15 protein-coding genes and 1 pseudogene are annotated in these 13,134 nt (G+C 62.5%); 8 read left to right on the plus strand and 8 right to left on the minus strand.

All coding sequences use genetic code 11. The features are described from left to right. Positions 1-33: 33 nt before the first annotated feature. Together A7317_RS10880 and A7317_RS10885 are read left to right on the plus strand one after the other, a co-directional pair. A complete protein-coding gene (locus tag A7317_RS10880; protein WP_069075777.1) occupies positions 34-981 on the plus strand; it encodes a nucleoside-specific channel-forming protein Tsx in 948 nt (315 codons plus the stop codon). 14 nt (positions 982-995) lie between these two features. Next, on the plus strand, positions 996-2,024 hold the full coding sequence (locus A7317_RS10885) for a purine-nucleoside phosphorylase (RefSeq protein WP_069075778.1): 1,029 nt from the start codon (positions 996-998) through the stop codon (positions 2,022-2,024). Between the two features lie 190 nt (positions 2,025-2,214). Here A7317_RS10885 and A7317_RS10890 read toward each other — a convergent pair whose 3' ends face one another. The 3 genes from A7317_RS10890 to A7317_RS10895 form a co-directional block, all read right to left on the minus strand. Then, entirely contained in the window at positions 2,215-3,174 is a 960-nt protein-coding gene (locus A7317_RS10890) for a quinone oxidoreductase family protein (RefSeq protein WP_069075779.1), read from the minus strand. 30 nt (positions 3,175-3,204) lie between these two features. Beyond that, positions 3,205-3,378 (minus strand): DUF1427 family protein, encoded by a 174-nt coding sequence (locus A7317_RS29915; RefSeq protein WP_024074843.1) that lies wholly within the window; start codon positions 3,376-3,378, stop codon positions 3,205-3,207. Between the two features lie 89 nt (positions 3,379-3,467). After that, entirely contained in the window at positions 3,468-4,232 is a 765-nt protein-coding gene (locus A7317_RS10895; protein WP_024074842.1) for an AraC family transcriptional regulator, read from the minus strand. A gap of 116 nt (positions 4,233-4,348) precedes the next feature. Here A7317_RS10895 and A7317_RS10900 point away from each other — a divergent pair, with 116 nt between their 5' ends. Further along, positions 4,349-4,591 (plus strand): DUF6555 family protein, encoded by a 243-nt coding sequence (locus A7317_RS10900; RefSeq protein ID WP_024074841.1) that lies wholly within the window; start codon positions 4,349-4,351, stop codon positions 4,589-4,591. A 16-nt stretch (positions 4,592-4,607) separates the two neighbouring features. After that, positions 4,608-4,880: a hypothetical protein gene (locus A7317_RS10905; RefSeq protein WP_069075780.1), complete on the plus strand. Its 273-nt coding sequence runs from the start codon at positions 4,608-4,610 to the stop codon at positions 4,878-4,880. A 61-nt stretch (positions 4,881-4,941) separates the two neighbouring features. Here the strand turns inward: A7317_RS10905 and A7317_RS29920 are convergent, their stop codons facing one another. The 3 genes from A7317_RS29920 to A7317_RS10915 all read right to left on the minus strand — a co-directional run bounded on the left by A7317_RS29920 (position 4,942) and on the right by A7317_RS10915 (position 6,146). Beyond that, a complete protein-coding gene (locus A7317_RS29920) occupies positions 4,942-5,112 on the minus strand; it encodes a metallothionein (RefSeq protein WP_081329179.1) in 171 nt (56 codons plus the stop codon). Between the two features lie 88 nt (positions 5,113-5,200). Beyond that, positions 5,201-5,653: a DMT family transporter gene (locus A7317_RS10910; protein ID WP_024074839.1), complete on the minus strand. Its 453-nt coding sequence runs from the start codon at positions 5,651-5,653 to the stop codon at positions 5,201-5,203. A gap of 4 nt (positions 5,654-5,657) precedes the next feature. Next, positions 5,658-6,146 carry a DMT family transporter gene (locus tag A7317_RS10915; RefSeq protein ID WP_024074838.1) on the minus strand — a complete coding sequence of 163 codons (489 nt, stop codon included), beginning with the start codon at positions 6,144-6,146 and terminating at the stop codon, positions 5,658-5,660. A 118-nt stretch (positions 6,147-6,264) separates the two neighbouring features. On the opposite strand from A7317_RS10915, the gene A7317_RS10920 reads away from it, so the two are divergent. Then, positions 6,265-7,215 carry a LysR family transcriptional regulator gene (locus A7317_RS10920; RefSeq protein WP_069077387.1) on the plus strand — a complete coding sequence of 317 codons (951 nt, stop codon included), beginning with the start codon at positions 6,265-6,267 and terminating at the stop codon, positions 7,213-7,215. A 23-nt stretch (positions 7,216-7,238) separates the two neighbouring features. On the opposite strand, the gene A7317_RS10925 is transcribed toward A7317_RS10920, so the two are convergent. Then, complete coding sequence (locus A7317_RS10925) at positions 7,239-8,558, minus strand: Nramp family divalent metal transporter (RefSeq protein WP_069075781.1); 1,320 nt, start codon at positions 8,556-8,558, stop codon at positions 7,239-7,241. Between the two features lie 41 nt (positions 8,559-8,599). After that, positions 8,600-10,153, minus strand: a complete 1,554-nt coding sequence (locus tag A7317_RS10930; protein WP_069075782.1) for a DUF726 domain-containing protein — start codon at positions 10,151-10,153, stop codon at positions 8,600-8,602. An 89-nt stretch (positions 10,154-10,242) separates the two neighbouring features. Here A7317_RS10930 and A7317_RS31530 point away from each other — a divergent pair. The 3 genes and pseudogenes from A7317_RS31530 to A7317_RS10940 all read left to right on the plus strand — a co-directional run. Then, a pseudogene (locus A7317_RS31530) lies at positions 10,243-10,341 on the plus strand (EamA family transporter); the annotation flags it as partial. A gap of 272 nt (positions 10,342-10,613) precedes the next feature. After that, entirely contained in the window at positions 10,614-12,422 is a 1,809-nt protein-coding gene (locus A7317_RS10935) for a monovalent cation:proton antiporter-2 (CPA2) family protein (protein ID WP_069075783.1), read from the plus strand. Between the two features lie 75 nt (positions 12,423-12,497). Further along, positions 12,498-13,052 carry a hypothetical protein gene (locus A7317_RS10940; protein ID WP_069075784.1) on the plus strand — a complete coding sequence of 185 codons (555 nt, stop codon included), beginning with the start codon at positions 12,498-12,500 and terminating at the stop codon, positions 13,050-13,052. The last annotated feature ends 82 nt before the right edge of the window (positions 13,053-13,134 follow it).

Below are 13,134 nucleotides of genomic sequence, written 5' to 3' on the forward strand. Positions count from 1 at the left end.
CGGGTTCAAACCGCGTACGAATAGGGATTTTCAATGCACTTGACCTCAAGGCGTCCTGCTTATTTTGGTGTTTCCCTGCTACTGGTTGCCGTTACGGGAGTACTCAGCCCGCCCATTTTGGCGCAGCAACCGCCCATCGATGACTCAGCACAGGGCGAAACCCTCAGCCCGGAAGCCAGCCCGGCGAAAAAAGGCGTGTACCTGTCGGACTGGTTTAACCAGGACCTGACCTTGATCGGCAGCAAGGACATCAGCTTCGGCCCCAAACCGCAGGACGATGTCTACCTGGAATACGAGTACTTCGGCCGCAAGGGCCCCTTCGAGTTGTACGGCTACATCGACGTGCCGAAGATCCTCGGCATCGGCAACAGTCACGACAAAGGCGCGTGGGACCATGGCTCGCCGGTGTTCATGGAGCACGAGCCGCGTATCTCCATCGATTACCTGGCCGGCCGCAGCCTGGCCATCGGCCCCTTCAAGGAATGGTACGTGGCCTTTGACTGGATCTACGACCACGGCAGCAACCAGGCCAACCGTGCCAACACCCTGTACAGCGGCCTCGGCACCGATATCGACACCCACTCGCGTGTCAACCTCTCGGCGAACTTCTACGGGCGTTACCAGTGGGAAAACTATGGCGCCAGCAATGAATATTCGTGGGACGGCTACCGTGCGCAGATGAAATACATCGTGCCCATCGACACGTTCGACAACGGTGCCTCGCTGACCTATATCGGTTTCACCAACTACGATTTCGGCTCGGACCTGCACAAGGACAACCCGGCCCGTACCGCCAACGCGCTGGTGGCAACCAACGTGCTGCTGTATTCATTCACCCATTTGCGCTTCACCCTGGTCGGCCGTTATTTTCATAACGGCGGCAACTGGGAGGATGGCAGCGAATTGAATTTCGGCGAAGGCAACTTCCGCGCACGCTCCGACGGCTGGGGTTACTACGCTGGCGTGGGCTACCAATTCTGATCAAGGAGTACTGGATGAAAGCGTTTACCCGTCTCACGCTGGCTATCGGCCTGACCCTGCTGCCCCACATGGTGCTGGCTGACACACCCACGCCGATCAAACCGAAAGTGATGCTGATCACCATGTTCGCCCCTGAGGCGCAAACCTGGATCGAGCGCCTGGAACTCAAGCAGGAGGTGCGCGTACCGGGCTTGTCCGCCGACTACCCAGTGATCCGCTGCAACACCCAGGACGTATGCCTGCTGGTCACCGGCATGGGCCAGACCAACGCCGCCGCGTCCACCCTGGCCCTGGCGTTGTCGCCCAAGTTCGACCTGCGCCACAGCTATTTCCTGATCGCCGGGATCGCCGGCATCAGCCCCAAGCACGGCACCCTCGGCACGGCCGCCTGGGCCCACTACCTGGTGGAATTCGGCACCCAGTGGGAGCTGGATTCGCGGGATGCACCCAAGGATTGGCCGACCGGGTATATCGGCATCAACACCAAGGGGCCCAACGAAAAGCCGCCACTGGACTACAAGACCGAAGTGTTCGAGCTGAACCCCAAGCTGCAGGCCAAGGCGTTCGCCCTGTCGCACAAGGTCGAACTCACGGAAAGCAAAGAGTCCGCCGCCTGGCGCAAACACTACCCCGCCGCCCCCGCCAACCAGCCGCCGCAAGTCACCCGTTGCGACACCCTGGCGGGCAATACCTGGTTCTCCGGCACGCGCCTGAGCGAACGCGCCGAGGTGTGGACCAAGCTGCTCACGGACAACAAAGGCGAATACTGCACCACCCAGCAGGAAGACAACTCCACCTATGAAGCGTTGCTACGCGCCAGCCGTGAAGGGTTAGTGGATATCCAGCGCCTGGCCGTCGTACGTGCCGGATCGGACTTCGACCGCCCGTACCCTGGCTACAGCGAAGTGGACAACCTGCTCAAATACGCCGACCAGGGAGGGTTCGTACCCGCGCTGGAAAACCTGTACCGCACGGGCAATCCGTTGGTACAGGCGATCCTGAAGAACTGGTCGGCATGGGAAAAAGGCGTTCCCGACGCCTAGTGCCGAGCGAAATGTGGGGCAGCGTCCATCGCCTTCTGTAGGAGCGAGGGGGACGCCTAGTTCTTGCTCGCGAAAAACTCACAGGCGCCGCGTTCATTCAGGAAGCGCGCGTTATCGTTGAGGTTTTTCGCGAGCAAGAACTAGGCGTCCCCCTCGCTCCTACAAAAAGGCCTTAACTGCCCCGATCGTGTCAGGGCAGCAAGATGATTTTGTCGGCGCTGCCTTGATTCACGTCCTCATAGCACTGCACGCCATCGGCCAGCGCCACTTCGCGCAGGCCAGTCGGCAATGGCAGTTGCCCTTCATCGAAAAAGCGTCCGAACTGCTCCAGCATCACCGCGCATTGCTCGCAGTTGTAGAGCAATGAATTGATGCCCACCACCGAGCCACCCTTGCGGTACAGGGCCAGGGCCGGCAGTTGTACGTGGCCGTCCACCGGTGCGGCAATGATCGCGATGCGGCCAAACGGAGCCAGGCCGGCCACGGCGGCTGGCAGCCAGAAACCGGTGGTGTCGAAGATCACATCGGCGCCGCCCTTGAACACCGCATGAACCTGCGCGCCCAGTTCTTCGGGCTTGCCCAACGCAATGGCGTCGAACCCTTGCCCCTGCAACACCTCGACCTGGTCAGCCTTGCGCACCGCCGCCAACACGTGGGCGCCGCGGATGTTCGCCAAGGCCAATGCCGCACTGCCCACAGCACCATTGGCGCCGATCACCAGCAACCGCGTGCCTTTGCCCACGCCACTGCGCTCCAGCGCATCCCAGGCCGTGGTGTACGGCACTCCCAGGCTGGCGGCCTGGGAAAAACTCAGGTGCGCAGGTTTATGCGCGACACCTTTGGCCGACACGGTGAGGTACTGGGCGTGGGAGCCGTCAGCGAAAAAGCCCAGGTCGCGGCCGGTACCCCAGACTTCCTGGCCCACCAGTGCCTGCGGACCTTGCACGACCACGCCGGCAAAGTCGCGGCCAGGTATGCGCGGCACTGTGGTGTAGGGGAAACGCCCGAGTACGTTCTTCACGTCGCTGGGGTTAAGGCCCGCGGCCTTGATCTGGACCAGCACCTCATCGGCGGCGGGCACCGGGGTGGCAACCTCGACGAAGCGCAGGGCGGTGAGGTCGCCGGTGGCGGAAAATTGCAGTGCATTCATGGCCAATATCCATCGAGGGGAAGAAAGGGATCAGGACAACCAACCGGCGACCAACTGCCGGCCCATGGGCCAGAGCTGCTCACCGAGCAGCATGCCCATCAGGCCCACCAGCGCGATGGCCGGCGGTGCGGGCGAACGAAAGTCCAGGGCGCCGTAGATCAAGCCGACGAACAGGCCGATAGCCAGGGAAATCAGATAGTTCATGGTGGTGAGTGCCTGATGGGTAGATGGGCCCAGTGTAGAGAGCCCATCGCTGAAGCATCGGCCAAGTGCTTCAGGATTTCGGCCAACCCTCAGCCGTTGTATTGCGACGGTGCCACACCGAGCTCGCGGCGGAACATGTCGCTGAAACTGCTCGGCGAATAGCCCAGGGAGCGCGCGATAGCACTCACCGACTGGCCCTGGATCAACTCAGCCACCGCCGTGGCCAGTTGCACCTGGCGACGCCATTCGGCGAAGCCCATGCCCAGGTGGTTCTGGAACAGTCGCGCCAGCGTCCGCACACTGGCGCCGGCCGCTTCGGCGTGTTGCTCGAAGGGAATCTCCAGGGACGGCGCCGCCATGACCGCCTGGCAGGCATTGATCAGCCGCCGGTCGACGCCCACCGGCATGGCGATGCGAATGGGCGAGCGGCGCGCACGTTGCAGCTCCAGCAAGGCCAGGCCGACCACCGCGTCGTAATAGCCTGCATCGCCAGTGTCCCCCTGCTCCACCAGCGTGACGATCAACTCGCGCAGCAACCCACCGACTTCGATGACCTGCACCTGGCTGTCCAGCGTCGTCGCCAAGGCTGGACGCAAGTAGATATTGCGCATTTGCAAATCCGAGACCACGCGGATGCCGTGCTCCACCCCCGGTGGCAACCACACCGCCCGCTGGGGCGGCACCACCAGCGCCTCCTGGGGTGTCTCGACCCACATCACGCCGCTCATGGCGTAGAGCAACTGGCCCCAGTCGTGGCTATGGGGCTCCACGTACAAACCGCGCGGGTAGGTGCGGGCCAGGGGCAGTACGGGGACGGCGTGGTCACTGAGGTCGGGGGGCGCGGCCTGGGCCATGGGAAACACATCGTTCAAGGGTGAGCCGCCATGGTAATGACCACCGCTCGACAATCCGAGTGAATTTTTGCGGCCCACGAGGATCACTTGCTTACACCTGAAGGTTTGATGGGCCCATGAATAACGCAAAACTGTTTGTGATCGACTACACCCTGCATGGCGAACCCAAGTCATTCATCATTCGCCTGGAACAGCTCGATGCCGCTCAAGCCTGGCATTGGGCGAGCTGTGACGCCGGCGTGGGGCGCATCGGTCGCTTTGCCCGTGAGCAAGTGAAGAAAACCAGCCAGGAGCAGGCCGAGAAATTCGGCATTGAAAACGTGCAATGGCGCCGCTCGGATGCGCGCGCCCAGGCTTGATCAAGGAGCGATACCCATGGATTCAACCCGGCAAGTCAACGGCAAGGCCCGGATTGACTACACCCAGGACACGCTGTTCGGGCCACTGGCCAAGCATGTCGAATGCCAAGTGAGTGTGCAGCAAAGGGCCGGATGGCTGGTGTTGAAGGTGTTCCAGCCACTGCCCGATGATCTACATGCCGCGCAAACCGTAGTGTTTGCATTGGAGAGGCGGCGCACCAGCGCCGTGGTGAAAGACAGCCACCGCCTGGCCGATCACAGCCTGCGCCTGGAACTGGAAACCCAATAGCCGAAATCGAACCGCTGAAGCGTGGGAGGAAGCAGGCCCCCTCCCACCGTCATAACTGCGCTCAGCCTTTGGCCGACTTGGCGCACTCACACCCCGTCGGCGCTGCACAGGGTTCGCCATGGGCATGGTGCTCGGCACAGCCCTGGCAGCAATAACCCTTACCGTCTTTCATTACTGCATCAGCCCCCAACACGCACTTGCAGTGTGGGCAGGCACAGGTTGCATCTGGCATGGTCAGACTCCTTCTTCATGGTCGTCCGGTGCGGCGAGCGCCAGCACCTTAAGCAGTGACTGCGGGCCGGCGCGGATGGTTCCAACCATCAATCGGTGCGGGTATTGCTGCGGTACATGAACACCAGCGCCAGGGCCAGGCAGGCCATGGCCACGATGCGGCTGCCCGACAATTCGATCGCCGGGTTGCCCAGCCAGCCGAAGTTATCGATCAACATACCCATGCCCAACTGCCCGACGATCACCGCGACAGTGGCGACCGCCGTGCCGACCACCGGTACCGCGCCGACCATGACCATCATGTACACCACGCCGAACAGCGCGCCGGTCAGTTGCCATTTCGGTACGTCCAGCAGGCTCAAGGCCTGGGCCGGCTCGAAGAAGAAAATCAACAGCGCAGTGGTCAATGCGCCCACCGCAAAGGTCAGCAGGCTGCTGCGCAATACCCCCACCGCCTGGCCCAGGCGACCATTGATCGCCGCCTGCACACTCAACACCGCACCCGCGGCAATCACCAGCACCAATAACAGAATCAGGTTCATTGCCTTACCCTCGTGCAATCAAAACAAGTGCCGCCACAATCAACGCCAAGGCGATCCAACGCTCGCCATTGACCCGCTTGCGCGCGGTGCCGAACCAACCGAAATGGTCAATCAGCACGCTCTTGCCGACCTGGCCCGACAGAATCGCGATCATCGTCATCGCGATACCGATATGCGGCGTGGCCAGGGTCAACACCACCACATACATCGGCCCCAGGAAGCCGCCGATCAACTGCCAACGCGGCAAGTCGGTCAACGCCGGGCCCTTTTGCGGGCCGCTGAACAACAGCAGCAAATACAGGATGGCCGAGCCGACGCCGAAGATGCTCAAGGTCGCCCACAAGTGGCCCACCTGCACACCCAACGGCCCGAGCAAACCGGCTTCCACGGACAAGCCCATGCCCGCCAGGATCACCAGTGGCAACAACAGCAACCTGAGCGCATTTTTTTTCGTGGTGGCCCGCGCCACACCCTCGATAGAACTGGCCTGCATACATCACCTGCGCTTTAACAAAAGATTGGATGGCGCGCATTATCCGGTGGCCGTGCTGTGCGATAAATGGGAGCATACGGACAACACCTTTGCGCATTACGCACAACACGGGGGCACGATGCAGGGTTTGAATGAATTGAGTTTCAAGGCGCTGCGCCTGTTCGTCGCGGTGCTGGACCATGGCAGCTTTTCTGAAGTGGCGCGTCGCGAAAGCCTGGCGCCCTCCTCCATTTCGCGGCAGATCCAATTGATGGAACAGGCCCTCGGCCAGCAGTTGCTCTACCGCCACACCCGCGCAGTGACCCCCACCGAGGCCGGGCGTCTGCTTGGACGGCATGCACGCGTGATGCTGGAGCAGTTGGAAGTCGCCAGCCAGGCCCTGCAGGAACAGGACAGCGAACCCAGCGGGCTGGTGCGGATCAACGCGCCGATGGTGTTCGGCCAGCGCCACCTGTCACCGTGGCTGGGGGCGTTATGCCGGCGCTACCCCAAGCTGCAACTGGATATCCAGCAAACCGACACCTACGTTGACCCGCTGCAAGATGGCACCGACTTGCTGTTCCGCATCGGCGTGCTCAACGACTCCAGCATGCAAGCGCGCATCTTCGCCCCCCAGCGCTTTCGCATCGCCGCCAGCCCCGCCTACCTGGTCCGGCACGGCACGCCCAGGCACCCGGACGAACTGCTCAATCACCAGTGCCTGGCCTATAAAGGCATCACCGGCCAGCAGCGCTGGTTCTTCCGCCGTGACCAGGGCGACTGGACGCCCTACAGCGTCAAGGGCCCGATCACCGGCAACCACGCCGACACCCTGACCCACGCCGCCGAACAGGGCCTGGGGCTGGTGGTGTTTCCTTCCTGGCTGATCGGCGAAAGCCTGCGGGCCGGAACCTTACAGGCGGTACTGACAGAGTACGAAGTGGCAACCACCCTGGAGCCCCAGCAGATTGCGGCGTTGTGGCCCGGGAGCCGGCGTTTGTCGCTGAAGGTGCGGACGGTGATCGATTACTTCGTGGAGTGTTTTGGGGCCGTGCCGTACTGGGATCGAGGGGAGGTACCGGTTGTGTAGACCGCCCGAGCTACCCAGCTGATTCAAAACAACCACTGCCCAAGTAACCACGCATTCGCCCCGCTGATCACCGCAAACAGAAACCATGCCAGCCACCGCGTCGGCAGCCGATTGACGAACGGCCCCATCAATTGCGGGTCGCCGGTCATGCGGATCAGCGGGTACAGCGCAAACGGCAATTGCAGGCTGAGCACCACCTGGCTGAGGATCAGCAGCTTGCCAATCGCGTCATCGCCCATCAGCCACACGCCAAGGAACGCCGGGATCAGCGCCAGCCCACGGGTGATCAGGCGGCGTTGCCAGCACGGAATACGCAGGTTGAGGTAACCCTCCATGATCACCTGGCCGGCGATGGTGCCGGTAAAGGTCGAACTCTGCCCGGACGCCAGCAAGGCGACCCCAAAGAGGATGCTGGCAAAGGCGCCGCCCACCAGCGGGTCAAGCAGGTGGTAGGCGTCCTGGATTTCCACCACATCGGTATGACCGGTCTTGTAGAAGGCAGCGGCGGCGAGTATCAGGATCGCGGCATTGACCAGCAACGCCAGGGCCAGGGAGCCGATGGTATCGATGCGTGCCAGTTTGACCGCGTCCTGTTTGCTGGCGAGGTCCTTGCCGATCAGGCGGGTTTGCACGATCGAGGTATGCAGGTAAAGGTTATGGGGCATCACCGTGGCGCCGAGGATCCCAATAGCCAGGTACAGCGGTGCGGCATCGCTGATGACCGACAGTGACGGGGTGAAGCCGCTGAGCACGTCCGGCCAATAGGGTTTGATCAGCACCAGCTCGATAAAGAAGCACACGCCGATGGTCGCCACCAGCGCCAGCATGATCGCTTCCAGGCGGCGGAACCCACGGTTTTGCAGGGCCAGGATCAGCAGTGTGTCGAATGCGGTGATGACAATGCCGGTGGTCAGGGACACGCCGAGCAGCAGGTGGAACGCCAGGGCGCAGCCGAGTACTTCGGCGAGGTCGGTGGCAATGATGGAGATTTCCGCCAGTGCCCACTGGGTGCGTGCAGAGCGCGGGCTGTAGCGCTCGCGGCACAGTTGCGCCAGGTCCTTGCCGGTGGCGATACCCAGGCGCGAGCACAAGCACTGCACCGCCATGCCTGCCAGGCTGGCCAGCAGCACCACAAACAGCAGGTTGTAGCCGTAGCGTGAACCGGCCTCGATGGCCGTGGCCCAGTTGCCTGGGTCCATGTAGCCGATGGAGATCAGCAAGCCGGGGCCGGCGAACATCAGCACCCGTTTGAAAAACGAGGCCTTGGGGTCAACGATGACAGAGCCGGCAACTTCCGGCGGGCAGAACGGGGCGGTAGCGACTTTCGGCAGACTGAATTTCACGCGGTATCCCAGGCAAACACACAAGACAGAGGCGCAGCTTATCAGTCGGACGCGACCGTGCGCATTACCGTCTCCCGAGGCAAATCGAATGCCTCGACCACCTGCACCACCAGGTCCATCTCCTGATTCAGCGCCTCGCGCTCCATGCGTTGGCGAATCACGCCGATCACCAGCACCGCCAAGGTGGTAATGGAGTACGCCGGGCCGGAGAACGCACGCACACCGCTTACCACCAGCATCGCCGCCGCCAGCGCCTGGCCCACTACCGGAATCGCCGAGGTCGCCCCCCGGCGCAGGATAAACCCGGTCAGCCCCGCCAAGGCGGTGCCGCTGAGGGCCGTGGCGGCCGAACGGCCGACATCGAAACGATTGAACAGCCCCTGTTCCTTTTGCGCGGCGGCCTGGAGTTCGGCGTCGAATACCTGCCGGTCGGCGTTGCTGAGTTTGTGCTTGTACTGCTCGATCAGTTTTTCCGCGACCTGGGCTTCAATGTCGGCCAATGCAACGGTGTCCACTGGATCATCGAACGTGATCCCCAACCGCTGCGCCACGTCCTCGGCAATCTGGCGATAACTCACGCCATGGCCACGGGCTAGGTTCATAAAGCTGTCACCGCCCATGCGCTGTAGCTCGATCGCCAGCTTCAACGGCTCGCGCACGCTGGCGTCAATTGAGGCGCTGCGTTTTTGCGCCATCAACTCGGCGAGGAATTTCAGCTCTTCCGCGCGTGCCTGTACCAACGCCGGAAACAGGTCCACGTCTTCCTCGGCAAAGCGCACCTGCGCACTGCGCTGGTCGGCGCGGATCATGCCGCGCCGCTCCTGCAACAGGTCGGTGTACTGCACCACCGTACGCAACTGCGGCCAATACGCGGCATGATCGAAGCTGGCCAGGTGCACATTCGTCACCTTGGCCTTGAGCGCCGGCGTGACGGGAATCGCATATCGACCGATGCAGCGCTCGGTGTCGGGTTTCAGCGCCAGGGCCCAGTCCTTGCTGGAGTGGCAGTTGATCACCCGCCCCTTGAGCGGCGCCGCTATTTCATCCCACGGGCTCGACGTACAGATCGCGCCGCCCATCAACAGCAAATTGTCCAACGGCAGTTCGCGGGCGGTGTCGGGGTTGGCCAGCACGCTCTTGACCAGGATCCGTGCGCCGAGGGAATGACCGATCAGGTTGATGCGCCGCACGTCCAGCGATTCGCCGTGCAGGTAGCTGGCCAGCTCCGGCAATAAGGTCTTGGCCACTTCATCGACGCGCGCCTCGACGCTTTTGTAGTGATCGAGAAAATACGCGATCGCCTTGCCCACCCCCACCGTTGCCGCTCCCAGGCCACCCCCGCCGAGCATCGAGGTGATCACGTCCTTGAAGGGCGCAAACACATTTTCCAGGAAATGCCCCGCTGGCCAGAACAGCATCAGGTTGGTCGAACCTTCGATTGCCGCCAGCTGTTCCTTGAAGTTGCCCAGTTGTTGCCGGTTGAAGAATGCCGAATAACCGTGAACGTAGAGATTGAGCACATCCCCCTGGGGCTCGCCACACAGAACGAACGTGGGCTTGCGGGTGCGGTGCATTTCATCCCACTGGTGTTGCATGGGCCGGTGACTCCTGGTGACAAGGGAGAGCGATAGTAACAAAGGGCGGCCCGCTGGAAGGTGAATCCTGACCGACGCGGCAGCGGCACGCCGCCTTGCCCCTGGTATTTTTCATTGCACGCCCCGCCGTGCGGTTCCGCTACGTGGCCGCCTTCGGCTTTATTTTCGGGCTGGCCTGGCGGTGGGGTTATACCGCAGGCCCACCCCGGCGCACGGCAAGACGCGCCGTCAGCGAAAGGAGCGATCTTGCGCTGAACGTCGGGAAACCACGGGATAATGTCCCGGTTCGCGTACATCGCACGGATGCAGCCAGGCAGCGTATTCAGGACCGACCTTCGGCGGTTTCTTCAAATGCTTCCCCCGCCTTCAAGCAAACACCTCTCAAAAACACAATTTTGAAGCGGTAAAAAGCGCTCTAATAGCCGCCTGTCGATTGGTTTTAAAGATTTTGGAGTTCGCAATGCCCCATGAAGGCAACCTGTTACAAGCAGCCGTGGTGTTCCTGCTCGCCGCCGTGCTGACCGTGCCCCTGGCCAAGCGCCTGCAATTGGGCGCGGTGCTCGGGTATCTGTTCGCCGGCGTCATCATCGGCCCGTCAGTGCTTGGGCTGATCGGCAACCCGCAAAGCGTTGCGCAGTTCTCTGAACTGGGCGTGGTGTTGCTGCTGTTCATCATCGGGCTGGAGTTGTCGCCAAAGCGTCTCTGGGTAATGCGCAAGGCGGTGTTCGGTGTCGGCCTGGCCCAGGTGCTGCTCACTGGCTTGGTGATGGGCGCGGTGGCGCTGTGGCTGTTTGGCCAGGCGTGGAACAGCGCAATCGTGCTGGGGCTGGGCCTGGCGTTGTCCTCCACCGCCTTCGGCCTGCAAAGCCTGGCCGAGCGCAAGGAGCTGAACCAGCCCCACGGGCGCCTGGCCTTTGCCATCCTGCTGTTCCAGGACATCGCCGCGATCCCGCTGATCGCCATGGTGCCGCTGCTTGCCGGCGGCGACCACCCGACCAACGAAGCGCAAGGCGTGCAGCACGTGTTGCAGATCCTCGGCAGCATCGCCGTGGTGATCATCGGCGGGCGCTACCTGTTGCGCCCGGTGTTTCGCATTGTCGCCAAGACCGGCCTGCGCGAAGTGTCCACCGCCACGGCCCTGCTGGTGGTGATCGGCACGGCGTGGCTGATGGAGCTGGTCGGCGTGTCCATGGCCCTCGGCGCGTTCCTCGCCGGCCTGCTGCTGGCGGACTCGGAATACCGCCATGAGCTGGAGTCCCAGATCGAACCGTTCAAGGGCCTGCTGCTGGGTCTGTTTTTTATCAGCGTAGGCATGGGCGCCAACCTCAGCCTGCTGCTCAGCTCGCCACTGGTGGTGATCGGCCTGACCCTGTTGCTGATCGGTCTCAAGCTGCCGCTGCTGTATGCCGTGGGCCGCCTGGTGGGCGACCTCAATCGCGAAAGTGCCCTGCGCCTGGGCGTGGTGCTGGCGGCCGGCGGTGAATTTGCCTTTGTGGTGTTCAAGATCGGCCGCGACCAGGGCCTGTTCGAACCGCACCTGTACGACATCCTGGTGTTGACCATCACCCTGTCCATGGCCATTACGCCGCTGCTGTTGCTGGTGTGCCCGAAGCTGTTCAAGCCCAGGGTCAAACCGGTGGAAGTGCCCGAGGAGTACCGCGCCATCGAAAGCGATGCACCGCGCGTGGTGATCGCCGGGATGGGCCGCATGGGCCAGATCGTCGCGCGGATCCTGCGCGCGCAGAACATCTCGTTCATCGCCCTCGACACCTCGGTGGAAACCATCGAGCTGACCCGCAGTTTCGGCGGTATGCCGGTGTTTTACGGCGACCCGCAGCGCCCGGAAATCCTGCACGCGGCCAAGGTCGACCAGGCCGAGTTCTTCGTGATCGCCATGGACGACCCGGAGATCAATATCAAGACCGCCGAACTGGTGCGCAGCCTCTTCCCGCACATGAAAATCATCGCCCGCGCCCGTAACCGCCAGCACGTTCACCGCCTGGTGGACCTGGACGCATCACCGGTGCGCGAGACCTTCTATTCCAGCCTGGAAATGAGCCGCCGCACCTTGGTGGGCCTCGGTTTGAGCCAGGCCCAGGCCGATGCGCGCATCAACCGCTTCAAGAACCACGACCTGCAAGTCCTCGCCGCCCAGCACGCGGTGTATGACGACGCGGCCAAGGTGATGCAAACCGCCCAGGAAGCCCGTGCGGAACTGGCGCGACTGTTTGAAATGGACCGACTTGAGGAAGAGTCCGACAAGGTGTAAGGCAGTGGACGAACGATCTTGCGAAAATTCTGACAGAATACCGCGCAATTTCGTTCATCACTGGAGCGCTTCCCCATGGCCACTTTTACCAAGACCGCCGTCCTGCTGGCTCTTGCGCTCAGCGCCGGCAGCGCCTTCGCCGCGGCCAAGCCGGCCACGCAGACCATCTCCACCTTGGGCGGCAAGTTCACCTTCAGCCTGCCCAAGGCCTATGCGGCCGATACCTTGCCGGCCGGCAAGGCCGAAGATGGCACCGCCGATACCCAAGGCACGATGTACGCGAACCAGACCACGAAAAGTGTGGTGATCGTCGCCGAAACCGTGCGTAACGATGGGGTGACCATCCAGGATAACGACCCGCAGTTCCTCGACGGCGCGGTCGCCGGTTTCGTCAAGGACCAAAGCGCGGCCCTGCCCGATTTCAAGAAGCAAAACGAAAAGAAACTGACCTTCAAGGGCCTGGGTCTGCGCCAGGTGGACAGCACCGCCACCCAGGGCGGCGGCAAGACCTTGAACTCCACCTTCCTCGGTGGTTCGGGCAACCACATGCTGGTGATCCAGGCCATTTCGCGGGCGGATGATGTGAAGGGGCATGCGGAGTTGGTGAAGCAGATTACCGGCGGTAAGTAAGCCGAGCAGGCTTGTCGTGGCGAGCGGGCTTGCCCTAATGCCGTTCAGTTAAGGCTTTTTTGTAGGAGCGAGCTTGCTCGCG

Origin of the sequence: Pseudomonas fluorescens, assembly GCF_001708445.1 — a bacterium.
Taxonomy (GTDB): domain Bacteria; phylum Pseudomonadota; class Gammaproteobacteria; order Pseudomonadales; family Pseudomonadaceae; genus Aquipseudomonas; species Aquipseudomonas gorinensis.

Coding starts and splice junctions, on each gene's coding strand:
- A7317_RS10915 (WP_024074838.1), bottom strand. CDS start 6,146: ATGCAGGCCAGTTCTATCGAGGGTGTGGCGCGGGCCACCACGAAAAAA.
- A7317_RS10935 (WP_069075783.1), top strand. CDS start 10,614: ATGCCCCATGAAGGCAACCTGTTACAAGCAGCCGTGGTGTTCCTGCTC.
- A7317_RS10930 (WP_069075782.1), bottom strand. CDS start 10,153: ATGCAACACCAGTGGGATGAAATGCACCGCACCCGCAAGCCCACGTTC.
- A7317_RS10895 (WP_024074842.1), bottom strand. CDS start 4,232: ATGGCCCAGGCCGCGCCCCCCGACCTCAGTGACCACGCCGTCCCCGTA.
- A7317_RS10905 (WP_069075780.1), top strand. CDS start 4,608: ATGGATTCAACCCGGCAAGTCAACGGCAAGGCCCGGATTGACTACACC.
- A7317_RS10910 (WP_024074839.1), bottom strand. CDS start 5,653: ATGAACCTGATTCTGTTATTGGTGCTGGTGATTGCCGCGGGTGCGGTG.
- A7317_RS10885 (WP_069075778.1), top strand. CDS start 996: ATGAAAGCGTTTACCCGTCTCACGCTGGCTATCGGCCTGACCCTGCTG.
- A7317_RS10900 (WP_024074841.1), top strand. CDS start 4,349: ATGAATAACGCAAAACTGTTTGTGATCGACTACACCCTGCATGGCGAA.
- A7317_RS10890 (WP_069075779.1), bottom strand. CDS start 3,174: ATGAATGCACTGCAATTTTCCGCCACCGGCGACCTCACCGCCCTGCGC.
- A7317_RS10920 (WP_069077387.1), top strand. CDS start 6,265: ATGCAGGGTTTGAATGAATTGAGTTTCAAGGCGCTGCGCCTGTTCGTC.
- A7317_RS29915 (WP_024074843.1), bottom strand. CDS start 3,378: ATGAACTATCTGATTTCCCTGGCTATCGGCCTGTTCGTCGGCTTGATC.
- A7317_RS10880 (WP_069075777.1), top strand. CDS start 34: ATGCACTTGACCTCAAGGCGTCCTGCTTATTTTGGTGTTTCCCTGCTA.
- A7317_RS29920 (WP_081329179.1), bottom strand. CDS start 5,112: ATGCCAGATGCAACCTGTGCCTGCCCACACTGCAAGTGCGTGTTGGGG.
- A7317_RS10940 (WP_069075784.1), top strand. CDS start 12,498: ATGGCCACTTTTACCAAGACCGCCGTCCTGCTGGCTCTTGCGCTCAGC.